Here is a 23261-nt window from a genome sequence, read left to right as displayed (position 1 = left end):
GTTTATAGATTAGATATTATTCATTAGAGGTCAGACTCGATGTATTAGAGACTAGACTTATACCAGTCGAACAATCGCGCAACCCCTTCTTCAATCTCCACCTGATGACGCCAGCCTAAAGCATTCAGCTTCGACGGGTCTGTCAGCTTACGCATCGTACCATCAGGTTTAGTCGCATCGAAACACACCCGACCTTTATAGCCAATGGTGCGACAGATGATCTCCGACAGTTCACGTATTGAGACCTCCTGACCGGTTCCCACATTGATGTGACAGTTCCGCACTTCCCGATCACCCTTGGCAAAAGTATCTTTAAAGTCGACCTGCTCGAGCACATACACCGAAGCATCCGCCATATCTTCACTCCAAAGGAACTCACGCAACGGCTTACCGGTACCCCATAGTTCCACTCTGTCCTCAAAAATGCCATACTTCGCCAAGACCTGTCGGATCGCCTCTTCCGAAGCCCCTCCATCTACGTTCTCTACCGGACGCTTATTCAAATCCTTTTTGAGACTCTCCCAATCAGCGTTCAATAAGCAATGACTCAAAAAGAGCTTACGAATCATGGCAGGCATCACATGACTCCGTTCCAAATGGAAGTTATCATTCGGCCCATATAAGTTAGTCGGCATCACCGCAATATAGTTCGTTCCATATTGCAAGTTAAAGCTCTCACACATCTTTAGTCCCGCAATCTTAGCAATGGCATACGGCTCATTGGTATATTCCAACGGAGAAGTCAGTAACACCTCCTCCTTCATCGGTTGAGGAGCCTCTTTCGGATAGATGCACGTACTTCCCAAGAAGAGCAATTTCTGCACGCCATGACGATAACTCTCCCCAATGACGTTTTGTTGAATCTGTAAATTCTGATAAATAAAGTCCGCCCGATAATGCAAGTTAGCCATGATTCCACCCACGTGAGCAGCAGCAAGCACCACCACTTCAGGCTTCTCCTCATCGAAGAACGCTCTTACAGCTACCGCATCGAGCAAGTCAAGCTCCGCATGCGAGCGTCCAACCAAGTTGGTATATCCCTTTGAAAGTAAGTTATTCCAGATGGCCGAGCCCACCAATCCGCGGTGTCCGGCCACATAGATCTTCGACGTCTTATTCATTGCACTCCCCCTTTGCCATCTGGTCGCGCATGTGCAACTTCTTGACGAATCGCAAGTCATGCTTCACCATAATCTCTACCAATTCAGGGAACGATGTTTTAGTCGGGTTCCATCCCAAAAGCGTTCTAGCCTTCGTTGGGTCACCCAATAATTGTTCCACTTCAGCCGGACGGAAGTATTTCGGATCGACCTCTACCAATACGCGACCGGTAGCCACATCGATACCCTTTTCATCCACGCCATGACCTTCCCAACGCAAGTCGATGCCCGCCTCTTTAAACGCTAGCGAAGCAAACTCACGCACGGTATGGTATTCACCCGTTGCGATCACGAAGTCCTCCGGTTTATCGTGTTGCAAGATCAACCACATACATTCCACGTAATCCTTGGCATATCCCCAATCGCGTAAGGCATCCAAATTACCCAAATAGAGTTTATCCTGATACCCCAAAGCAATCCGTGCGGCTGCCAATGAGATCTTACGAGTCACAAACGTCTCACCGCGACGTTCACTCTCATGATTGAACAAGATACCGTTAACCGCAAACATGCCGTAGCTCTCACGATAGTTCTTCGTGATCCAGAAGCCATACTGCTTAGCGACCCCATAAGGCGATCGAGGGTAGAACGGCGTAGTCTCTTTTTGAGGCACTTCCTGCACCAAGCCATAAAGCTCGGAAGTCGAAGCCTGATAGATCTTTGTTTTCTTCTCCAGTCCAAGAATACGTACCGCCTCAAGCACACGCAATGTTCCTACCGCATCCGTTTCTGCCGTGTATTCCGGCACGTCAAACGAGACCTTCACATGGCTTTGAGCTGCTAGGTTATAGATTTCGTCCGGTTGTACGTTCTGAATAATACGAATCAACGAGCTAGAATCGGTCAAGTCGCCATAATGCAAATTAACCAATCGATCTTTCTTCATATCGCGCACCCACTCATCTAAGTAAAGATGTTCGATGCGACCTGTATTGAAAGATGAAGAACGGCGAAGAATGCCGTGTACTTCATATCCTTTTTCTATTAAAAACTCAGCTAAGAATGAACCGTCCTGACCGGTGATTCCTGAGATTAACGCTTTTTTCTTCATAAACCTATTTTTTATTAGAACGTTTTTTAATTTTCCTGTTTTCCCTATTGATTGAATTCTATATATAAACACCTGCAAATATAAGAAGATTTTTCACAACATTACCCCGTACGTTTACAATGATTACCTAGCAAATACAAATTCTCTATTCCATTTTCTAAGAAATAATCGTATTTTTGCAATCGAAGAGAATGATTTGCATATTACAATTACAATGATTTGATAAAAGTTTTGCGAAAGAATTTATAAAAGTGTGAGAAAAGAATGAACGTTATCAATACTAAGTTGTGGTACAAGTTGCGCATTCGCAACAAAGGCCTAATGGAAGAAGCCAAAGATAAACTCAAAGCTTCCTCCTTCGACTATATCTGCCTCACCGATGAAGTTTATTTTTTAAGTAGCATTCAGCATTTAGCGAAGAAATTCGAACTAAGTATTTACGTCTATTCTGATCTGGAAACGCTTGAAGCTTTCCTTGTTAAAGAGAATTCTAACAAGACCTACAAGCTGTTCAAGAACACCAACTCAATGCCCGTAACCTACGATGAACAAACCGTTCGTCAAACCCAAGCCTTCTTCAATGGGTATAACGGCGAATTTAGAATAGTCAGCAAAATACCCTCCCGATCACAAAGATGCACGATCAAGTATTTGCAACTCCCCAAGCTAACCGGCTATTATCAGAATGTGCAGAAAGCACAGATTGATAAATTCTATATCCAGTTATTGGAAGATCTCATCGTCTTTATCCCTGTGCCCAAAGAAACCGTTATGAATCTTACGGCAGATGAGGAAGAAAAGGAAAAGAAAAAGAAGGAAGAAGAGGACAACAGAACCAAGAGTCGATGGATGATTCTAAGAACTTACGATGAAGAAGATTGGAATGAGAAGTTAAGTCGGTGGAATGAAAATATGGCAGAGGCGATAAAGAAAGGTAAAGCTGCTCCTTGCTCTACTTTCCTACCCAAGCGAAAAGAAATAGACCGCAATGGCAAAGAACGGGTGAAGCTGCTGTTCCGTGGATACTTGTTCATCAAAACCACAGTCAACAATCTGCACACCATAGAGACGGAATTGGATAGTGTTTTAAAAAGTGTGTAAATCCCAATATTTCTTAGATTTGTATTGTAACCTAAAATGAAAGAGAAATGGAATTTACACAAGAACAAATGTCTGAAATTATTTCTTCACTTACAAATGGTAAAGAAGGATTTCAGGAATTAATCCGTTTAGGGATGGAATCCTTAATGAAATCAGAGCGTAAGATTTATAATTCTCAGACTGATGATGTGAGTAATGGCTATCGTGATCGTCGAGTATGTCATGGCGGTCAAATGTTTGAGATTCGCGTTCCTCGGAGTCGTGAGAGCAACTTTTATCCTGTTTTATTAGGGGTACTTAAAGATCAAGAAGCTGAAGTTCAGCGCTTAATTTGTAGTTTATACGCTCAAGGCTTGACCACCAAGCAAGTTGGTGATATCTCTGAGGAATTTTACGGTAAGCATTATAGTAAGAGTCAAGTAAGCCGGCTCCTTGATACGGCACGTGGAGATGTTTCTGCGTGGCTGAACCGTAGATTAGATGCACGTTATCCAATCGTTTATATTGATGCTACGTATGTTGCCACCAGGCGCAATGACTCGGTTTCAAATGAAGCATACTACGTAATATTAGGAGTAAAAGAAGATAGAACTCGTGAGGTCTTATCAATTGTGAATTTCCCAACCGAAAGTGCTTCCAACTGGCTTGATATATTCGATGATATAAAAGAAAGAGGAGTTAGTGAGATTAATTTATTTGTATGCGATGGCTTATCTAGTATTGAAAATTCTATCGCACATGCATTTCCTGGTGCAGATATCCAATTGTGCACGGTGCATTTAAAGAGGAATATATTGGGGAAAATTAAACCTCGAGATAAAAAAATAATTGCGGCTGAAATGCAGATAGTATTTAGGCCGGATCAAGATTTGGCCACCCCTGAAAGCTCACATAAACAATTTCTAGATTTTATAGATAAATGGGTGAAGAGTTACCCCATGCTTAAAAGGTATAAACATGAAAGGTACAAATTCTATTTCACTTATTTCAAATATGAGAGAGAAATAAGAGGTATGATATATACAACCAATTGGATTGAACGACTCAATAAGGATTTTAAAAGAGTGCTGAAAATGCGTGGTGCGATGCCAAACTATGATTCTGTGATATTATTGCTTGGCAATGTGGCTATGAATAAAGATGTATTTAAATATCCAATTTACAACTTTCTTGAATCAAAGCTTTTTATCAAAACAGAATAATTATATTTTTGAGAAATATTTATGCCTAAGAAATAAAACATACACACTTTTCTGAACATTACCCGGAATTGGACTATGGCATCCCTTCTATCCGAAGAGCAGTCATTCAGGAGCGCTACGGGATTGATAAAGAAAAAGAGAAGGAAGAGGAAAAAGGAAAAGGAAAAGGAAAAGATAAGAGTAACAGCAAGGCAGTAAGTTATGCGTCCATAAAACCGGCATTCATCAGAGAGAATGCCATGACCACATTTATGTTCGCTTCAGAGATAGAATCAGGTGAACTAGAATATGACCTCTTTGATTACTGTATAGATGAAAACGTGGTCTATACCTGCAAAGAAAGTCCGTTCTATGGTAAGATAGGTAAGTTAAGCCGAAAAGGAAAAGATCTTTATATTGTTTTCAGCTTTGGAAATATGTGCGGAAATATAAAAATGCCGGCAATAAAGGTGGAAACTCATCAGATTCGTAAACTGACGGAAGAGGAAAAAGAAATGAACAGCATCCGCAAAATCACAGACAATGATTAGCGTCTTTTATAAAACCTTTTTTTAGTAAGCTTTCAATAAAGCATCTATTATAAAATAGAATTGCTATAACTTGATCTGATAGTCATAACAATTCTATTATTATCATTTTTGTTAGAGGATGATTATTTATAATCTTTTTACTATTTCCACAAAGTTCTCGATAACATAATCCAGATCCTCATCTTCCATTTTGGTATTCAGCGGCAATGTAAGTTCATTTACGAACATATTGTAAGCATTGGGATAATTCTTGATATCAAAGCCAAGCGCCTTATAGGCTGTCATCATAGGCAGTGGCTTATAATGCACATTTGTAGCAATACCACGTTCTGCCATTTGCTCTATCACATGATTTGTTTCCTCGCGTGTTTTACCCAACAGACGTACCATATAAAGGTGCCCGCTACTTGCATGGTCTTCACCATAATGATTCAGCACAGCTACATTAAGATTTTTGAAAGCTACATCCATTTTCTCTATCATCTGACGACGACGAGCCAACATACTAGGATAACGCTCAAACTGAACCAAACCCAAAGCAGCCATAATATCTGTCATGTTGCATTTATACCAAGGGCCGATGATATCGTATTCCCAAGCACCAAGCTTAGTCTTAGCCAAAGCATCTTTATTCTGTCCATGAAGGCTAAACAGCTGACTCAAACGATACAAAAACTCATTCCATGTCTCACCCTCGATGAAAGGTACAGGACTGCCACAATAAACCTGTTGACGCCCCACCTTTTCATTGCCAAATGGAAGATTCCAAGTAATAGCACCACCTTCTGCCGTCGTGAAATTCTTCACCGCGTGGAAGCTAAATGAACTGAAATCGGCAATCTCACCAGCCATCTTTCCATGCCACTTACTACCGAAAGCATGTGCGCAGTCCGCACTAATAACAATACGACCCAACTTAGCCTGAATATCATTAGAGGGTTGATACAATGCCTTAATCTTTGGACTGTTCACAATTTCAAAGACCTTATCATAATCACAAACAATACCAGCCAAATCAACAGGCACCACCACCTTTGTTTTTTCGGTAATTGCAGCCGCTAGTTTTTCGTAATCCATTTCCAGACAATCCGTCTGCACATCTACCATTTTGATAGTAGCACCGACATGAGCCACTACCGAAGCCGATGCAGTATAGGTATATGCAGGCATGATTACCTCGTCACCAGGGCCTACTCCCAACAGATGAAGCACCATTTCCATGGCAGCAGTAGCAGAGTTCAAGCACACAGTCTTTTCTGTATGTACATATTCTGAGATAATCTTTTCCAATTTCTTTGTGCGTGGACCAGTTGTTATCCAACCACTCAAAATAGCGTCACGCACTTCATTGGCCTCCGCCTCTGTCATATCTGGAGGGCTAAAAGGCACATTTCTCAATTTCATTGTCATAATATTAATATTTCAATAAATAATCCACTTTAATATACATGCTCTCTAAATGCGAACGACTTCATCATAGGCAGAGTAGCCATCTATTTTTTGTTATCTTTTACCACGCTTTTAATCACCTCCACATATTTGGCTGTCCCCACTTCGCGTGTTAAGTTCTTCATTACAAAGGCACGCCCATTTCTTCCCATTTCAACTGCTTTAGCTCTATCCTTATATAATGAAAGTATAGAAGCCTTAAAAGCCTCTTTGTCGCCAGCCTTAGTGAAAATGCCACAATTATTATCGGCAATAATATCCTTCAATTCATTTTCATCGAAGTTAGCCAATACAGGTCGAGAAGCAGACATAATACTCCACGTCTTCGAAGGCACAGAAGCTGCACCTGTTCCTGGCTTTGAAATAACAAGCGAAGCATCACCCAATGAAAATACATACGAGATATCCTCATAAGGTTGGAAAGGAATCAAATGAATATTCTTCAATTTCTTTTCAGTAACAATTCGTTTTACATCATTAAGGTATGCACCTTCACCAACAAGGACAAAGTGAATATCTTGAAAAATGGGAGTATCTTGGAACTCTTCTGCTACGTTAAGTAGCATATCCATATTCTGGGAAAGACCAATATTGCCATTATAACTAATGTAGAACTTCTCACGAGCTAAACCATACTTATCAAACAGTTTGTTTCTATCACGCGGGATATCCACTACTGCATTTTGGTCAACCCAGTTATACACCACCACGATTTTCTCCTCAGGCACACCCTTTGCCATAATATTCCGCTTAAAATCTTCGCTAATAACGATGATCTTATCCGCATGCTTGTACGTGAAGTTCTCTATCATACGACCAACTTTCCATAGCAGACCACCCTTCTTGGCAAGACCGTTGTTTACCAAAGAGTCGGGGAAGATATCTTGTAGGTTATAAATTAAAGGCATTTTGTTGAATTTCTTCACCAATGCAGCCATTGCCCCCTGGATCGGTGGTGTGCTCAACACGAACAACGCTTCACACTGACGAGCCTCCTTTGCGTAAACGGCTCTTTTAAACTGCTTTACACACGATATTGTGTAGCGCACAGCACGCACAAGAGCATTCTTACCTTCTGCCATCAGCATGAATCTATGTACTGACATCTTACCATTGTAAAGCCTTTCATTCAGCCTTGTTCTATATTCTTTCTTTACACCTTCCGAAATGCCTCTAGTTGGAATTGGCGTATATACCACCATCTCCATACCATCATCCGTTATGGCCTCATACATGTTATCAATCAAATATGAACTAGCTGCATGTTCTGGCTGAAAATATGCAGGTAAATGTAATATTTTCATTTTCTCTAATTATATAGGCATATTTATAGTATCTTTAGCTTTCGATATCCCAGGATTTCCAACGGTTACCATCTTATCATCAGTTGAATTGATTATGTTAGTCCCACAGCCTACAATGTTGTAACTTCCAATCTTAACATCGTCTTTTACTGTAGTGTTTAGACCTATAAAAGAATGCTCTCCAACCTGAGTGTAACCACCGAAAGCAACTTGAAGAGATAAGAAACAGTAGTCTCCCAACTCTGTATCATGACTTAGCGTGCAGTTCTCATAAACAATGACACCATCATGTATTTTACTTCCGTGACCAATAAAGCAATTATCCGCTACGAATATATTTTTGCCAACAATGGTCCCATCCCAACAGAAAGCCTTTGGTGAGATGTAGTTGACTAGTTCATAACCTTCTTCCAAGACCTTATTACAGACCAATTCTCTATAATAATTGCAACGGACGTAACCAATAGAAACCAGTACCTTGTATTCTTCTTTAGGATACAATTCCTTACATTGATAAAAATGTACGACTGGCAAGCCACAGAAAATAGAATCTACACCCTCTTTATCATCTACAAACGCAACAATATCAAACAGACCATCTCGCTTATTGTATTCAAATATTTTTTTTCCAAGAGAGCCAATGCCATACAAAAGTACCTTTACCTTTCTCATATCACTCAGTCTCCAATTTTATGTATTCTATCAGTTTTTCAGCTAGTGCGATAGCTGCCTGTGGCGTCTTTTCAGTAACTATCACATGTCCGCTTCGGCAGAGCGATGAGGTCACCTCCTGTATCTCGTCACCCACCTTGTGATAGATTTCCCACTCATATACTCCCTCGCACTCTAATATCTCAGTTTTGCTGATGCTTTTCAATATTCCTGGTTTAGGACAGAAATATCGGATGCACACAGCCTGAGGAACAGCCTTTGGTGTCAAGTCCGGCTCTATGTTTAGTGCACAATCCACAGCCGCTGCCACCATGTCTATACCTGTGCTAAGCTTAGTCAAAACCGTACTAATAAAGTCCCCTCCCATGCGTGCACCAATCTCCATCAAGTAGGCTTTACCTCCCATCACTTTTACCTCTGCATGACAAGCGCACTTATCTACACCCAGGGCCTTCACTCCCTTCACGGCCGCATCATTTATTAACTCGACGGTCTCCTCGGAAAAGCACGATGGTTGGTTGTGTCCCAACTCTACAAAATGTGGAGCCTCCGTTGTCTTCTTGTCTGTTAGGGTCAGCACGTTCACCTTGCCTTTCCACACGATAATTTCAACCGAAAACTCCGGGCCCTCAATGAACTGTTCTATCAGCACCGAGTTGTCGCGACTCTCTCTTAGAGCAACATCATACATGCGCATAAAATCCTCCTTTGAAACCTCTGGAGAACCCTGAGCCTTTGATACTTTAGCTATGCCTCTACTTCCCGAATTGCGACTTGGCTTCAGTATGGCATCACCCTCTATATCATTACAGAAACGTTCCCAGGCATCCTCAGCCGACTTAGCCAGGATGCTCAATGGACTTGGCGCACCACCTTTCTCAAATGCCTCACGCATTAGGTGCTTATTCGTTGCCACCACCGCCTGCTTGCGCGAAACACCACTCAGATTCAACTCATCATTTATCCTACCCATCACAGCCATCGACACCTCCGAACACGGGTGAATCACACCATCTATTCCTTCACGTTTCGCTATCGCCACCATCTCATCTTCGTTGGTGATGTTGGCACATATCTGTTTGTGGGCATACTGCAGACCCACAGCTTCCGGATTTCCATCTGCTGCTATCACGTAGTACCCCATCTCACGTGCTCTCTTTATCACAGGCACCTGCAGAATACCTGCAGCCAATACTAATAATTTGTTCATTTCTTGTAGTTTTCAGCGGTATTAATGTTTTCTCTGAATAATACAGACTTAATAGTCTTCAAGATAATCTTCACGTCCATACAAAAACTGATATGATTAGCATAATAAGCATCCCAATGGAATTTCTCATCCTGAGTAATAGAGTTTCTATAATAAGCCTGAGCATAACCACTGATTCCAGGCTTTACTTTAAAACTATCACGCCAGTCAACTTTCATATTTTCCAGCGTTAATTCCGAAGAATACAATTTCGGACGAGGACCCAGAAAACTCATATTACCAGTCAAGATATTCAGGAACTGTGGGAACTCGTCCAGACTAGTCTTACGAATAAAGCGTCCAATAGGAGTCACACGAGGATCGTTATCGCTGTTGAATGTAGATCCATCAGGATTCTTTAAGTCAGGCGAATTTACATACATCGACCTTAGCTTATACATTTTAAAAGGCATATAATCCTTTCCTGCTCGAGTAGCATTATACAATATAGGTCCCTTATCCGTGAAATAGATAAAAGGAGCACACACTATAATCACCAAAAGCACAAAAGGAAGTGCACAAAGACCTATTAGGATATCAATCCCCCTTTTAAAAAAATGAGCGTACATATATATTACTTTTATGTTAGCATCCAATTTTGACGTGTAACATATTGAAAACCGCTTATGTGCGTTTTTCTTATAAAGTTTGTCAAAATTAAGATTGTTTTTCAATATTTATTGTCGTTTATCCCGATAGTCATCGGCCATAAATTCTCATAATCGGTACGACCAAGCACTATCTGTTTGAAGAATTCCTTCAAACATTTCAATACATGGATGCCATACATCTTGCAGGTAGATATGATCGTATGATATGCCGCTGATACACCAGCCATCTTTCCGCTGCCAAAAAACAAGGAGTTTTTACACTCTCTTGCCAAAGGGCGCATGAAACGTTCGGCAATGGAATTGTCGATTGTGTATGAGCCATCATGTGTATATGAAAACAGCTGAGTCCCCAAAGTATTCAGATAACGAAGAACTTTTTCCGGCAGTAACCTGCCAACAAAATCACGCTCTCCACATTTTCCTTTGGTAGCTTATTAAAATCCTCTGGGTTGTCAAGATCTAAACTTACATAGTCTACACCCAAAGCATCATAGTAATCTTTAAAGCGATTCTTTCTACCGGTCACCAGCACCTTCTCACCCTGGTTTACCAATTCTGTCACGGTGTGAACACCGATAAAGCTTGTTGCTCCAATTACAATGATCATATCTGTAATCTTTATATGTTTATTATTTCTTGAATTATACTCTTTAATCAACACCCCAATAAACAATTAATTAACCATTTCAAAAACAATTCTTTCATGTTTACAATAGTTAACATAAAAGCGAACTGATATATCTGCCTATAGGGCATCATGAATATCTTAAACACTATATATTTTTAACGAACTATTGGCTTAACCAATTCCATTATTGTCAAATATTCTCCTTTAGAACGTCCAATTCCTCAACCGTGAGTCCTTCTTTTTGGAATAAACTAATCTTCTCCTTAAGGACTGCCTCTGGAAGATTCCACCACTTTATTTCTTCACGTTTTTCAATAACATCTTCTGAAAATCTATAGCGAATAATCTTAGCAGGTACACCACCTGCAATAATCAATACAATTTCACCATCAAAATTTGTTCTAGAGCCAAGGTCCCTTCTAAAAAGTAATTTTGAGCACCAGCAAGCCAAGAATTATAATGTTTCCAGCCTTCTATAATTTTATTAAAAGACTCATGCCATTTTATATTCTTTATTTTTAATTTTATTTTACACACAAGACAATAGCCACAAGTTGTTGCGAAGGCTCCACTTTCGCTTGTACTTTGTGTAGAATAATGTGTAGTCTTGGATGCAGTTTAGTTTGCGCTTCTTTTTATTTATGGTCTATTTCCTTTGATCACCCTAGCAGGATTACCTGCTATGATTACATCATCTGGAAAAGTTCCACAAACCACACTACCAGCTCCAACAACAACATTCTTTCCAAGTGTAGTTCCCTTGAGAATAAACGATCCAGCTCCAATAAAGCATCCTTCTCCGATAAATATAGGACGTTTCTTTACTTTATCTTTTTGTTCTGGGAATCTCTCGCTGTATGGCAATGGGTGGAAGTCATTATCTATTATCTTACAACCAGAACCAATATCTGTATGGCTACCAATATTTATTGATTCCATTGAGTATATAGTACAACCACTCATACATACACCTACTCCTATATTTATTTTCCCTCCATTTTTTGCAACGATAATAGTTCGTTGAGGAAGCCCTATCATATTACTAAATGGATGAGAGAATATATTACAACACCCCTCTTTACTGAAAGTAATCTCAGAACCTGGAAATGCATGAATTACAGTAAATCCTCGGAACCAAATATTCTTTCGATACTTTATTCTATTTTTAAGATATTCGAAGTAAAGTATGATTGAGCGAATTAACATTTCCATCTATTTACAATACTTTTCAACTGATTCAATGTATAACTTAGCAGCCTTAACATCTGTAAGACTTTTAGCAGTCTCTATAGCATAACGCGAAATTTCCTGTAATTTATCAGGTACCATTCCACGTATTTCAGTCACAAGCTTTGCAAGTTCATTGACATTACCAGCCTCACAAAGGAATCCATTTACACCATGTTGGATGATGCCATCAAAACCTTCCTTCTTGGCTGCAATAGTAATGCAACCTTGTGCCATAGCTTCAAGATAAACGAGACCGAATGCTTCGTTGCGGGAAATCATCACAAACACATCAGCTTTCTGTAATTCTTCTACGACTTGATCTCGTGGAATGAATCCCAACTGATGCACATTTTCTTCTACGTTTAAGTCCTTTGCATATTTCTCAATCGCTTTTGACTCTATTCCTTCGCCAATATACGAGACATCAAATTTCACGTTGCCATAAACCTTTGCTAGAGCCGGTATAATCTCGACTGGATATTTACGTTTAATGAGAGTACCAACAAATACAAATTTGCTAACATTCTTGAAATCACGCTCACGGGGGTGCTCTGGAATATATTTCTCTGGCACTCCAGAATAGCACTGAAAAGAAGTTCTGTTATAAGTAAACTTCTCACAGAACTTGTCTTTTATATAAGCAGAGCGGAATCCAATCAAGTCGATGTTATCAATAAGCGACTGGGAGTATTCATCCGTATAGATACGTTCAAACTCTATAGGCTGAATATGAGCTACGTAGCAAGTTTTTACTCCGTACTTATTCTTGAGTCTATCCATTATCTCCAACTGTGGGTTTACCCAATGGGAGATAATGACATCAGGAATGAATCCTTCTCTCTCCAAATAGGCAATGGTCTTGTCGTATGCCTTATCTATCTGAGAAGAAGAAAAAGCTCCATGTAGTTTCGTTTTAAGCAGCGGGAACCTCGCTACACTTACATTTTCCCACTTATATATGACATCCTTAAGAGGCTTTGTTCTAATTACAACTCCCAACCTAGACGATATTTGCTTTTTAAACAAAAAAGCTCCCCACATGAATATCCTAGGAAAATTCGCCGGATAATGTATAACTCGCACATTATAGCCCACATTTACCCATTCTTTGGTAAAGTAGTGGACAACAGGTGTATCTCCCTTTCCCATGTCTGGAGATGGGTAGATATTAGTGAGAATAAGTAGGTTATTCATTGTTTATATGAATATTTAATAGGTTGAGTATTTATACAGCATAATACCATCAAAAGAAATACTAGCATAAATTCAGCCCATGCGAAAACCATCTCTGTATTGCACGTTACTAATAGTACAAATACTATCATATAAGATAAGACACATTTCTTTCTTATATATTTAAAAATCGGAGCAAACATGCTAATATATAAAATGAATCCAATAATACCTATTTCTGCTAATTCGAGAAGATAGAAATTATGAATGCCAATATAGTTATCGGTTGAATGAAAAACCATAATTGATTTCTCTGGAAAAATGTTCCCTGGACCGGAACCCATGTATAAATTTTCTTGCATAGATTTCATTGTCAATTCAACAAAATCTTCACGACCTGTAGAAACATCACCTGCAGTTTTAATAACCTCTGTTCTTTCTATTAAAGGGTCAAATACTCCGAATCTATTCAATATGTAGATACCCACTATAAAAACTATAATAGATACAAGCTTTCGACCTATGCTATACTGCTTAAAATAATTAAGATAAAACAGAATAACAACATATACCAACCAAACGAGCGATGATCCTCTGCTTACAGTAAATAAAATTCCTATGGATGCCACCACAAGAAGGCTAATTCTTACTAAAAAGTTATATTCCATAAATGTACAGACAATGATACCCAACATCATAATAGCAACAGCTGTGCCTGTAGCAGCACCAACAGTCGTATTAATGCGAAATATACCTCCTGTGCTATACAAACCATCTGTCAGATTATCACCTGCAGCTGAAGTGTAAGTAAGGATACCTAGGTCGGCATTGTAGATAAGATTACTTAGCTCCTTTTCATCGTAGCAAGGGCCAAAGAACCATACATTACTCTGTAAGCCAAGATCCCTAGTCAGCTGCAGTAAGTCATCCGTCTTCTCACCTCCGCCGATGAATGTCAGATTGTATTCCTGTCCTCTCTTTTTACAAATTACCATTGCATGAAGAATTTGGTCTAGTTTCTTCACAGGAGTTAAGCGTCCTACAAAGAATAAATTAGGATTGTTATTGCCGAAGTGATCTGTATAAACAGGAGTCTCTTTCATCTCCTTGCGAACAGCCAACTGCTGGTCGTATGCCAATGAGTTATGAATGGTGAATAGTTTATCGGGATTAAAACCTTCCTTGATCATCAACTCTCGGCCATAGTTGTTATAGATAAATATACCACCATTCGGCAACTTGAACTCAAGTTTCTTGATAAAGTTCTCCAATCCAGTTTCCTTTCCATACCAACCATGAGTCCAGAAATACACCTTCTTCTTCGGTTTCAAGATGCGAGCTAAGATACAAAACATCCAGGTACTCAAAGCGCGTGTCTCGCCGAGAAGGATATAGTGGTTATAATCCTTAAATAACTGCGACAACACCTTAGGCTGCCAATACCAACTGCCGAAGAGCCTCTTGGTATGTGTCTCAGTCACATTTCCTTGAAGAAGTGCGTAATCCATCTTCTTCACGTCACTCATTGAGTCTCCAAACACGAAATCGCAATCAAACGTCTCACTCATCAGTTTAAAGATCTCGGTGCGATAGTCTGAGCAAAATTATATATTAAACAAAGCTTCATATATGTAAGTTACTTCTTCTTTATTGAGAGTAAATCTTTCATAGAGACTTGGCGGCCTAATTCTTCAGCATACTCCATTGTATAAAAATTCATTATTCCTCCATTAGAAGTAAACGTCATTTCTCCAAAGTAGATTTTCCCTTCAATGTCATATAAATCCACGCGCACAATAGGGAACCCTTTTGAAAGAGTCGACGCAATTTCTAATAGGCGTTCAAAATTCTTTGGCTTAGGCAGCGCAAAAGTTGGTTCTTTGTGATATCCACCTTTCTTATCATAAACCATGTGCTCCTTGTGCTGTATCCAATTCAAGTCGTAGGAATGGAACTCAACACTCTTGTTACTTCTATTAGTACCAATGAAAAAAGAATAAGGTTTTCCATTGAAGCACCAAATCTTATAATCAATGATACTTGATGTATACTTTGCGTCTTCCTCAGGATTATGTAGGAGTTCTTCGGCAATGACACATGGCTTCATACCTTGGTAATGGAATTCTGAGGCACGAGGTTTTTCTACCTTCTTCAAGAACATATTAAGTTGAGCAGATAGCTCTTCTATGTTTGCCGAAGATTTATCTTTTACCACAATATTAGTTCCACTACCGTTATTTGTTTTGAGAATGAACTCATTGGGCAGGATATCCCAATTAACATCCTCGACCTTTTCCCATTTACCATACAAAGTTACAAGAATTTCTTCGAGTCCACGTTCTTTTACAAATTCTCGAACAGCATACTTGTCCGCTAGACGTGTCCACTCTGTTGTATCTGCATAAAAAGACTCCCATAGAATCTGGGCGTTGATATCTGTAGGATTTTTTAAGTCCAGTGACTTTCTGAAGTATTTCTTATAGCGGAGTTTAGCCATTTGAATCGGGAAAGTTGTGTTTAAGAACACAACGACTTCACTTTTAATTTTGTTTATCATATCTGTAATTAATATTTGAGGCATAGTGTTTTTTTACGAGTATTGCAACTCCAATTATCGAAAAACTGAAAATTGTATTCTGCACTAACATAATTCCAGTTAATCCTCTCATACAATTGAATAAGAAAAGACCAAATATAAAAAGCGCCTCAATAGACAATTTTTCTTTCCTCAATTTCCAAACCTTAATGAGTAGTTGTAACATGTAACACACCATAAATAGACCACCAAAAAATCCAAGGCAAACAAATGTGTCCATATAAACATTATGGCATGATGAGAACTCTCGTGGCTCAAGCTTTACCCAACAATCACCTAGAATAGGAGAGTTAATAAATTTATTAATGGCAATATCCATTAATATATCTCGATTCCCGGTATCTCCCTCAACAATTGTATTCATCATTCTAATATATAGAGAGGGGGCAAAATCTTCTAATAAATTAACGAACGCAACGCCTGCAAAGATGACAACCCCCAAAGCAGCAATTATTGACAAGATTTTTGTTTTTGAGGACGATCGCAGCCAATAAAAAAATAATGCAAATACAGATGAAACCAGAGGGCCTCTTGACCCAGCTTTTGCAATCGCAGTGATGGCAACTGCAAGACCTATAGCATAAAAAAGTATTAAAAATTTCCTTTTATCAAAAGACCATAGAGAGCATGTCAAAATAAGGAAATATCCACCTAGATCACCAAATGTAATTGTGGAAATCTTGTCATTCATATTATAACGACCATCAGCTGTCATTTTTGCGTCAGAAATTCCCACAATAGAATACATGAGTATGATTAGGATTAAAAAGAATAAAACCCATAAGCATCTAATCCACCTTATTTTATCAAAAGATCTATAGAAAGCTAATACTGGAATAAAGACAATGCCCCAACAATAAAGCAAACACTGTGTTCTAACAGCTGGATATTGTGTATCTGACCACTCACCTAAATATAAATCAAAGCAGGTTCTTAATATAAAAATCAATAAAAACAAAAAATAAGGCTTAATACCGTCATATTTTTTATATGAGCTCTTTGTTTTTAACAGACATAGACAAGCAATGCCTAAAGCGAGCCCTCTATATATAATGGAACCGAAACTATCGGTTAGTATAAACGAGAAAAATTGAAACCCAATCATTATCAGAATGGCATTTAACTCGTAAATATTAATTGAAAAGTTCTTAATTAATTTCATGATTTATTCGCTAAATAATTCCGCCCATCTATTATAAACAGTATCACAATCATATTGTAGAGACTTCACTATTGACGATGTCTCAAGTTGAGATAATAGTTTAGGTGAGGAACAATAATAAATCAATTGTTCTGCAAAAGCATAAACATTGAATGGCTTCACCAAAACGCCATCAACTCCATGAGATACTATCATAGATGCAGCTGGAAAACTATTAAAAACAAATGGAGTACAACCGTTACGCATACCTTCTATTGTGACAAGTGAAAAAGATTCATGTGTAGAGGTAACACATACCACTTTTGCGTCTTTGTAATAAGAATCCGGATTTACTCGACCTTCAAAATTTATGTTTTTTAAATCCAAGGAAGAAGCAAGCCTTTTTGCATCATCCAGATATGTGCTAGATCCAAGAACTTTAAGTTGCCAATTCCCAATTCCCTTATCGCAGGCTGTTTTCCATATTTGAAGCATCAAGTCGGTTCGCTTAACAGAAAAGTCAATGGTTCCTACCCAGAGAATAATATTTTTTTTATCTAAAATGTTATCAATCGGATTCCCCTTTACACAATTGGGAATAACTTCAGCTTTAGATATGTGACGTATTCCACACATTCTCTCTAATTCTTCTTTATGACCTGGACTCAATAATATGACCTTGTCGCTAGAATTTACCATATGTATATAAAACTTACGGTATTTCTGGATATAAGCCCAGGTTAAGAGATTTGATACCAGTCTAGTGTTAAGAATCTTGAAGACTATTTGAAGATGACGCGTCTTTAACGAATACTCTTTTTGAAAAGAATAATTATAAACTTGAGTTAATATTGAATTGTGGATACATGACCATACTTTAACACTAGTTTCTGCTTTTACTGTTTCAATAAATAGTACAGAAGCTTGTACCATGGCAGCCTGATTAATTACTAAATCTACTCCATTATCTCGGATAAAACTAGACAAAAAAGAGATATCTTCTGTATTTAGAGAACCGATCGGAAGAAAAAATTGCTCATCATCATATTCGTATTCTTGGAGTTTTTTTGCTCCAACAAGCATTACCCTATGGCCTTTTCTCCGAAATAAAGCTGTTAATGTATGCGTTATCCGCGATATTCCTCCAGACGTTGGTATAATTCCATTATTATGAAAAAAAAGAATATTCATTTTTTTATTAGTTCATATAATTTAGGGAAAGACATCCTTGTTAGAAATAACTGATTCAGTTTCCTATCATTGATATTTTGTGCTGTATAGTATAGATAGAACTGGTTGTCAACAACACCACCTGTTGGCTTGTAAATTCCAATTTTTCCTGATGAAGCATTTGTCATAAGAGGTTTGTGGAACATATTAAAATGTATTCCATCCTCGCTTTCTGCAAGGCAAATATCCGCATTGCTTTGATTGCTCTGAACGATAGCGTATAGCTTGTGATTCCATTCAAAGAAGTCCATGTGCCAAGGGCGATATAGTTTATTGCAGTTTGAAAATACAATGGTTCTATCAAGCTTATATGTACCACTAAGCGTATCCGAGCTCCATTGAGCAATGCCATAACTTTTTTGCTGGCTCCAAATACCAAGAAGATCACTGATAGTAAAGATATGGCCAAGGATTTTTTTTACAAGTGGAGACAATTTGGTAAACCATGAATAATGAAACCTAAGACTCATTGCCAAACATTTATAACGGCCATCTTTACCTTTAATAAAAGTTGGAGAGACCTCAGTGTCTTTTTCAAAATCATTAGTTCCAACAAGAGGACCATAGACTTCACCAATTCCATCAGAAATTACTTCTGCCCCGAATGTAGCACGGATAAAATTTGAATTATCACATCTTGGGGTAAGATTTTCACGCCACATTACAACTAATTTTCCTTCAGAATACAATAGTGTCGGATCTGAGTTGTAACCTTTCTCTGGTTGCCCTTGCACCTGGCAAAAGAACTTCCAATGCGTTGGAGGAACAGGCTCATTACTATCCGAATAGCAAAGAATTGGATTCTCCGTAGTATCATTAGCAGCATAATACGGTGTATATACCATCCACCATTTATGACCAAGAAAACTTTCTTCTATATACCGAACACATGGGTGTACAACATCTCCGTAATTAATCTCTTCTTCAAAAGGGTCATGTGTACATAATTCTCCTTCAGGCATACTGCCATATTTGTGACGACCTAGTATCTTATATTGAACAGTTCTATATTTGGATAATAACTCTCTAAGCATCTCCTAAGCTATTTACAAGAAAATTCATAGATTTATTACGAGCTTCAGATAATCTCTCCTCGACTATTTCATAATCTACCGTTTGTTCTAGTATTGACAATACTGTATCATAGGAGATTTCTGTTGTCATTCTATCAGACATGCTCAACATATCTAATAGAGAGGAAAACCTTGCCAATCCTCTTTTTTCGTTACCAATGACCGCGAATTGCTTATGGAAGAGTATACTGAAGACCATTCCATGAAAAGAATCTACCAAGACATACTTTGCATTTCGAATACTTTCGAGCCAAGCATATATACTTTTATAGATAGAATATTTGTTGGAAGGATATAGGTTTACAATTTTTGCCTCATATCTATCTGCAATCTTATTTACTATTTCCGTTTTTTTAGGATCCGGATCAAGAATGTAGGTAACTATCTCATTTCTGTTTTGAGACTTAGAAAGTAGGCTATTATAATCAGACGCGTCTAATAAAAGAGTTGGATCAAGGACATGAGCCGCAGGAACACCAAACAAATCCTCACATAATACAACGCCAGAATCCTCTCTAACTGAAACACTGTCAAACTTATTCAATAGTTCTTTTACTCTAAAAGTTTCCTCTTCTGTACCCTGCCATGTATCTTTACCGTACGATGCAGCATAGGATATTCGTTTAATCCTATTGTCTTTTACAAAGTCTAGGAAGAAATCAAAACCCGCTAAGCGAGTATTTTCTATTCTCCATACCTGATCACTACCAACAATGACAGCATCAAGATTTTTAGTTACGGCATTTGTTTCTTCCGTGGTCCTAACAATTGCTGTTTTATTTGGAAGTTCATCATCTACAAACAGATGAAACCTTCCGCATAGAATCTTATGATATACAGAGCGTTTTATATCTATCAAAAAACTAGATTTTCCAATATTCCAACGTCTATCAATAATTATTGGTTCATGCCCCAATTTCTCTATTGTGTGATATAAAGCCCACATCTGTACAGCCCATCCATAGTTTGCCTCAAATGGGAGAGTTATTATTCCTACTTTCATGAGAAAAATATTGTAATTTGATCAATGATCTTTGAAACTGCTGTTCTAAAAGGATGTGTGTCTTTATCCTTAAAATAATGAATTACAGTACTAAAACCCTGATTCTTGTAATTAGCAAAGAATTCAGCCCTGCAATTAGGTTTTTGCTCATCATATTCTATATTAGCATTGCCGCATGTTTGCTCATATTGAAAATCAATAATATCAAGATCTAAGGATTTCAACAATGCAACGCCCTTATCTGTATAGGCTAATGCCATACTTACGCCATCAGGTGAAAAGAATTCTGGATAATACCTGTTTATTCCCCAATAGTCCCCAAGTAATATATCACTGCCACTACGCCCCTTCCTTGCTGGGCAAGAATAACAGGATTGGCGTAAAATAATGTTATCAAGAAAAACTTTAAAAAACATATTGAAATAATGTTTCTCTTGAACAATAGGCTTATAGGACTGTGAAACTGAATTTTCTTCGCTTCGGCATTTGCCTTGCGAAGAAAGGACAACGAAACTGTATTTTTTCCATCCTAATCTTTTGTTTCTGAAGTTGATACCCTTAATAAGAAGAGCATCATCTTCAGAAAGAGAAGAATAGGTAGGAGACGAAACTGTATTATTTCGCCTTTTCGGCGAAATAATATATCGTAAATAATCTCTCCATACTCCAGGGCTAGGTGTTCCATGACAGATTACATCTACACATGTAAGATTGTCGTAGTCTTTTCGTAAATACGTTCTTAATCCCAGTATCTGACATGGTGTGCCTGTAAATAGTACTTCTCGCCCATCCTTAAGGAAGCGTTCTGCCTCCTGATAGCTTTTGCCAATTCTACTTTGAACATATTTTGAACTGCGGAACTGTTTTATACCATCCAAATTATTAGTATATGAATGCTCAACATCCCACAAATTGGAAAAACGAGCACCGAATACTACCCCCCCCTTACGGATCGTTTTTTCGGCAAGCAATGAAAATACACCTGCTGATGAACTTGTTTTTACGATGTTAATATCTTTACCTTTCGCAGCATAACATTCAAGAGGCAATCGAGATGATGACTCTTGTAATTCTGGACATACTTTTTCGCATAATCCACAATCAACACAAGTGGTATGGTTTACGTGGGGGTAATAAAACCCCTCATCATCAATTTGCATTGAAATACTTTGCTTGGGACATTTCTGAACGCAAGCAGAGCATCCACAACATTTGGATTTATCTATTATATTAATCATCTCTTAAACTTATTTATAATAGGTTTAACAAGGGAGCGTTCAAAATTATTCATACTTAAATAATAGAACAGAGGTATGTATACTGCTGTATAGATGCATATGCATATAATAAGATGTACCCATGAACCTGTATCAAACCAACGAAGCGTAATGCCAAATATTAAAGTATAAATAAAGGGAACTACATCCATTTTTAATATTTCTTTCCAAAATCTTGTAATATCGATGTGTTGTTTTCTCTTATAGTATATATTCATAATAAGGCCTTGTCCTATGAACAAAGCTCCTGAAATAGCTATTGCACAACCAATACCAGACCATTTTAAAGCAAGCAGGTACTCAAGACCTAATGCTATAACTGCAAGTATGATATATAGTACAGATCTAAACTTCATTTGATTACGTGCCTGAAGTATAGTAATTCCAAGATTTTGAATTAATGGAACATATAAAGAGACGAAGAATAGAATTGTAATTATATAAGCATCTTTATACTCAGGACCTACCCATAGTTGAATGAAAGAAGCCCCAAAGAGGACGAAAACGAAAAGAACAAATACCATTATGATGTTTTGTACTCTGCCTGTCTTTATAAATAGATTCGATAGTTCTGCATCATTGTTATTCAAAACCACCATACTCGTAACCTTCGGTAAGAACACACCTGCTATTGCTGAAGAGAATTGTAGATACATAGACTGCAATTGTATTGCTACAGCATAAACAGAGATTGCAACCGTACCAGCTACTGCACCCAAAACAAATTGGCCAGTACTCCAATATATGCGATCCATAATAGCATTTAAAAAAATCCAAAAAGAATATACAGCCACCTCGCTCAAGAATGCCCATTGGAATTTTCCGTAATGAATTTCTATATGCAGTTTTCTCTTACAGTATATATAATTAATAATGAGCGTCAAAACATTAAATATTGTCTGCAAAACGACCATGGCTACAGCTTTGTAGCCATATTGCAATAACACAATCATTATCAATGTGTTTAGCACAACTCTGATAATGTTCAAGGCCCGAGGAAAAACAAATCTCTCATAAGCTGATATTATACTAGAAAATATACTCATTGGAAAAGAAAAAGCAAGATTAAACACAAGGATAAGCATCATAATTCTTGCATTGCCTAATTCGGTTGAGGTCATGGTGTTTCTAAAGAGATTATCCACATTGAAGAATAATCCAAGTCCACCAACAAAAGCTATTATACCAATTACCAAATAAAGGATAAGGAACATACCAAACATTTCGTACTGTTCCCTAGTTTTTCCTTCAGCTCTATACTTTGCAGTATAGCGTACAATGGCATTTCCAAAGCCTAGATCTAAGACTGTGAGGTAACTTATTACTGAAGCCACCAAAGAGTATAGACCAAATTCACTCTGTCCCATCATACGAAGCATGTATGGGGTATAGAGCAATGCCACTAACGCATTTAATATGATGAGTGCGTAATTAAGAGCAGCACCCATTTTCAATTGATTTAATGCCATTATCAAAATTAAAGAAGCATCTTCAGATCCGCACTAACTAATTATTGCGAGTAATTATTTATGTGTGGCCGTTGGTGTAGTTTCTGCTGACGCTGTTAGTTTTATTATTTTT

At 38.1% G+C, this 23261-nt stretch carries 23 protein-coding genes; 3 read left to right on the top strand and 20 right to left on the bottom strand.

Annotated features, from left to right (window positions below; all coding sequences use genetic code 11):
* Window positions 1-44 precede the first annotated feature (44 nt).
* Window positions 45-1121, bottom strand: coding sequence for a GDP-L-fucose synthase family protein (locus tag AC4PG5_RS02875; protein ID WP_492029955.1), 1077 nt, complete (start codon window positions 1119-1121; stop codon window positions 45-47).
* A complete protein-coding gene (gene gmd / locus AC4PG5_RS02870; protein WP_492029954.1) occupies window positions 1114-2211 on the bottom strand; it encodes a GDP-mannose 4,6-dehydratase in 1098 nt (365 codons plus the stop codon). The genes AC4PG5_RS02875 and gmd overlap by 8 nt, the downstream gene beginning before the upstream one ends.
* A gap of 264 nt (window positions 2212-2475) precedes the next feature.
* Here gmd and AC4PG5_RS02865 point away from each other — a divergent pair, with 264 nt between their 5' ends.
* The 3 genes from AC4PG5_RS02865 to AC4PG5_RS02855 all read left to right on the top strand — a co-directional run bounded on the left by AC4PG5_RS02865 (window position 2476) and on the right by AC4PG5_RS02855 (window position 5044).
* Window positions 2476-3312: a hypothetical protein gene (locus tag AC4PG5_RS02865; RefSeq protein WP_492029953.1), complete on the top strand. Its 837-nt coding sequence runs from the start codon at window positions 2476-2478 to the stop codon at window positions 3310-3312.
* 47 nt (window positions 3313-3359) lie between these two features.
* Window positions 3360-4514, top strand: coding sequence for an IS256 family transposase (locus AC4PG5_RS02860; protein ID WP_492028566.1), 1155 nt, complete (start codon window positions 3360-3362; stop codon window positions 4512-4514).
* 68 nt (window positions 4515-4582) lie between these two features.
* Window positions 4583-5044: a hypothetical protein gene (locus AC4PG5_RS02855; protein ID WP_492029952.1), complete on the top strand. Its 462-nt coding sequence runs from the start codon at window positions 4583-4585 to the stop codon at window positions 5042-5044.
* A 126-nt stretch (window positions 5045-5170) separates the two neighbouring features.
* Here the strand turns inward: AC4PG5_RS02855 and AC4PG5_RS02850 are convergent, their stop codons facing one another.
* The 18 genes from AC4PG5_RS02850 to AC4PG5_RS02765 all read right to left on the bottom strand — a co-directional run bounded on the left by AC4PG5_RS02850 (window position 5171) and on the right by AC4PG5_RS02765 (window position 23149).
* Window positions 5171-6454, bottom strand: a complete 1284-nt coding sequence (locus AC4PG5_RS02850) for a DegT/DnrJ/EryC1/StrS family aminotransferase (protein ID WP_492029951.1) — start codon at window positions 6452-6454, stop codon at window positions 5171-5173.
* An 83-nt stretch (window positions 6455-6537) separates the two neighbouring features.
* Window positions 6538-7797, bottom strand: coding sequence for a glycosyltransferase family 4 protein (locus AC4PG5_RS02845; protein ID WP_492029950.1), 1260 nt, complete (start codon window positions 7795-7797; stop codon window positions 6538-6540).
* A gap of 9 nt (window positions 7798-7806) precedes the next feature.
* Window positions 7807-8469: a NeuD/PglB/VioB family sugar acetyltransferase gene (locus tag AC4PG5_RS02840; RefSeq protein WP_492029949.1), complete on the bottom strand. Its 663-nt coding sequence runs from the start codon at window positions 8467-8469 to the stop codon at window positions 7807-7809.
* A gap of 1 nt (window position 8470) precedes the next feature.
* Window positions 8471-9679 carry an ATP-grasp domain-containing protein gene (locus AC4PG5_RS02835; RefSeq protein ID WP_492029948.1) on the bottom strand — a complete coding sequence of 403 codons (1209 nt, stop codon included), beginning with the start codon at window positions 9677-9679 and terminating at the stop codon, window positions 8471-8473.
* Window positions 9676-10287: a sugar transferase gene (locus AC4PG5_RS02830; protein ID WP_492029947.1), complete on the bottom strand. Its 612-nt coding sequence runs from the start codon at window positions 10285-10287 to the stop codon at window positions 9676-9678. Before AC4PG5_RS02830 ends, AC4PG5_RS02835 begins: the two co-directional genes overlap by 4 nt.
* 101 nt (window positions 10288-10388) lie before the next feature.
* The gene (locus AC4PG5_RS02825; protein WP_492029946.1) at window positions 10389-10682 is read right to left on the bottom strand and encodes an IS66 family transposase; all 294 of its coding nucleotides are present in this window, start codon (window positions 10680-10682) and stop codon (window positions 10389-10391) included.
* A 5-nt stretch (window positions 10683-10687) separates the two neighbouring features.
* Complete coding sequence (locus AC4PG5_RS02820) at window positions 10688-10936, bottom strand: NAD-dependent epimerase/dehydratase family protein (protein ID WP_492029945.1); 249 nt, start codon at window positions 10934-10936, stop codon at window positions 10688-10690.
* A gap of 211 nt (window positions 10937-11147) precedes the next feature.
* A complete protein-coding gene (locus AC4PG5_RS02815; protein WP_492029944.1) occupies window positions 11148-11408 on the bottom strand; it encodes a hypothetical protein in 261 nt (86 codons plus the stop codon).
* A 188-nt stretch (window positions 11409-11596) separates the two neighbouring features.
* Window positions 11597-12169, bottom strand: a complete 573-nt coding sequence (locus AC4PG5_RS02810) for an acyltransferase (protein WP_492029943.1) — start codon at window positions 12167-12169, stop codon at window positions 11597-11599.
* Window positions 12170-13381, bottom strand: a complete 1212-nt coding sequence (locus AC4PG5_RS02805) for a glycosyltransferase (RefSeq protein WP_492029942.1) — start codon at window positions 13379-13381, stop codon at window positions 12170-12172. It abuts the gene before it with no gap.
* The gene (locus tag AC4PG5_RS02800; protein WP_492029941.1) at window positions 13378-14928 is read right to left on the bottom strand and encodes an O-antigen ligase family protein; all 1551 of its coding nucleotides are present in this window, start codon (window positions 14926-14928) and stop codon (window positions 13378-13380) included. The genes AC4PG5_RS02805 and AC4PG5_RS02800 overlap by 4 nt, the downstream gene beginning before the upstream one ends.
* Window positions 14929-14996: 68 nt before the next feature.
* Window positions 14997-15917, bottom strand: coding sequence for an ATP-grasp fold amidoligase family protein (locus tag AC4PG5_RS02795; protein ID WP_492029940.1), 921 nt, complete (start codon window positions 15915-15917; stop codon window positions 14997-14999).
* Window positions 15901-17118, bottom strand: coding sequence for an O-antigen ligase family protein (locus AC4PG5_RS02790; RefSeq protein WP_492029939.1), 1218 nt, complete (start codon window positions 17116-17118; stop codon window positions 15901-15903). Before AC4PG5_RS02790 ends, AC4PG5_RS02795 begins: the two co-directional genes overlap by 17 nt.
* 3 nt (window positions 17119-17121) lie before the next feature.
* Window positions 17122-18288 (bottom strand): glycosyltransferase family 4 protein, encoded by a 1167-nt coding sequence (locus AC4PG5_RS02785; protein ID WP_492029938.1) that lies wholly within the window; start codon window positions 18286-18288, stop codon window positions 17122-17124.
* On the bottom strand, window positions 18285-19361 hold the full coding sequence (locus tag AC4PG5_RS02780; RefSeq protein ID WP_492029937.1) for a hypothetical protein: 1077 nt from the start codon (window positions 19359-19361) through the stop codon (window positions 18285-18287). Before AC4PG5_RS02780 ends, AC4PG5_RS02785 begins: the two co-directional genes overlap by 4 nt.
* Complete coding sequence (locus AC4PG5_RS02775) at window positions 19354-20403, bottom strand: polysaccharide pyruvyl transferase family protein (RefSeq protein ID WP_492029936.1); 1050 nt, start codon at window positions 20401-20403, stop codon at window positions 19354-19356. Before AC4PG5_RS02775 ends, AC4PG5_RS02780 begins: the two co-directional genes overlap by 8 nt.
* On the bottom strand, window positions 20400-21641 hold the full coding sequence (locus AC4PG5_RS02770; RefSeq protein ID WP_492029935.1) for a Coenzyme F420 hydrogenase/dehydrogenase, beta subunit C-terminal domain: 1242 nt from the start codon (window positions 21639-21641) through the stop codon (window positions 20400-20402). The genes AC4PG5_RS02775 and AC4PG5_RS02770 overlap by 4 nt, the downstream gene beginning before the upstream one ends.
* Window positions 21638-23149 carry an oligosaccharide flippase family protein gene (locus tag AC4PG5_RS02765; protein ID WP_492029934.1) on the bottom strand — a complete coding sequence of 504 codons (1512 nt, stop codon included), beginning with the start codon at window positions 23147-23149 and terminating at the stop codon, window positions 21638-21640. The genes AC4PG5_RS02770 and AC4PG5_RS02765 overlap by 4 nt, the downstream gene beginning before the upstream one ends.
* Window positions 23150-23261: the final 112 nt, after the last annotated feature.

The organism is Bacteroides sp. QWL-09, assembly GCF_058683585.1.
The sequence above is the reverse complement of the archived record's forward strand: the minus strand, read 5'-3'. Positions and strand labels throughout refer to the sequence as shown.

Bases quoted from the DNA above. Each gene is read 5' to 3' on its own strand.
- AC4PG5_RS02800 (WP_492029941.1), bottom strand. From the start codon at position 14,928: ATGAGTGAGACGTTTGATTGCGATTTCGTGTTTGGAGACTCAATGAGT.
- AC4PG5_RS02860 (WP_492028566.1), top strand. From the start codon at position 3,360: ATGGAATTTACACAAGAACAAATGTCTGAAATTATTTCTTCACTTACA.
- AC4PG5_RS02790 (WP_492029939.1), bottom strand. From the start codon at position 17,118: ATGAAATTAATTAAGAACTTTTCAATTAATATTTACGAGTTAAATGCC.
- AC4PG5_RS02875 (WP_492029955.1), bottom strand. From the start codon at position 1,121: ATGAATAAGACGTCGAAGATCTATGTGGCCGGACACCGCGGATTGGTG.
- AC4PG5_RS02810 (WP_492029943.1), bottom strand. From the start codon at position 12,169: ATGGAAATGTTAATTCGCTCAATCATACTTTACTTCGAATATCTTAAA.
- AC4PG5_RS02775 (WP_492029936.1), bottom strand. From the start codon at position 20,403: ATGAAAGTAGGAATAATAACTCTCCCATTTGAGGCAAACTATGGATGG.
- AC4PG5_RS02840 (WP_492029949.1), bottom strand. From the start codon at position 8,469: ATGAGAAAGGTAAAGGTACTTTTGTATGGCATTGGCTCTCTTGGAAAA.
- AC4PG5_RS02805 (WP_492029942.1), bottom strand. From the start codon at position 13,381: ATGAATAACCTACTTATTCTCACTAATATCTACCCATCTCCAGACATG.
- AC4PG5_RS02820 (WP_492029945.1), bottom strand. From the start codon at position 10,936: ATGATCATTGTAATTGGAGCAACAAGCTTTATCGGTGTTCACACCGTG.
- AC4PG5_RS02830 (WP_492029947.1), bottom strand. From the start codon at position 10,287: ATGTACGCTCATTTTTTTAAAAGGGGGATTGATATCCTAATAGGTCTT.
- AC4PG5_RS02845 (WP_492029950.1), bottom strand. From the start codon at position 7,797: ATGAAAATATTACATTTACCTGCATATTTTCAGCCAGAACATGCAGCT.
- AC4PG5_RS02770 (WP_492029935.1), bottom strand. From the start codon at position 21,641: ATGATTAATATAATAGATAAATCCAAATGTTGTGGATGCTCTGCTTGC.
- AC4PG5_RS02785 (WP_492029938.1), bottom strand. From the start codon at position 18,288: ATGAATATTCTTTTTTTTCATAATAATGGAATTATACCAACGTCTGGA.
- AC4PG5_RS02865 (WP_492029953.1), top strand. From the start codon at position 2,476: ATGAACGTTATCAATACTAAGTTGTGGTACAAGTTGCGCATTCGCAAC.
- AC4PG5_RS02850 (WP_492029951.1), bottom strand. From the start codon at position 6,454: ATGACAATGAAATTGAGAAATGTGCCTTTTAGCCCTCCAGATATGACA.
- AC4PG5_RS02795 (WP_492029940.1), bottom strand. From the start codon at position 15,917: ATGATAAACAAAATTAAAAGTGAAGTCGTTGTGTTCTTAAACACAACT.
- AC4PG5_RS02780 (WP_492029937.1), bottom strand. From the start codon at position 19,361: ATGCTTAGAGAGTTATTATCCAAATATAGAACTGTTCAATATAAGATA.
- gmd (WP_492029954.1), bottom strand. From the start codon at position 2,211: ATGAAGAAAAAAGCGTTAATCTCAGGAATCACCGGTCAGGACGGTTCA.
- AC4PG5_RS02835 (WP_492029948.1), bottom strand. From the start codon at position 9,679: ATGAACAAATTATTAGTATTGGCTGCAGGTATTCTGCAGGTGCCTGTG.
- AC4PG5_RS02765 (WP_492029934.1), bottom strand. From the start codon at position 23,149: ATGGCATTAAATCAATTGAAAATGGGTGCTGCTCTTAATTACGCACTC.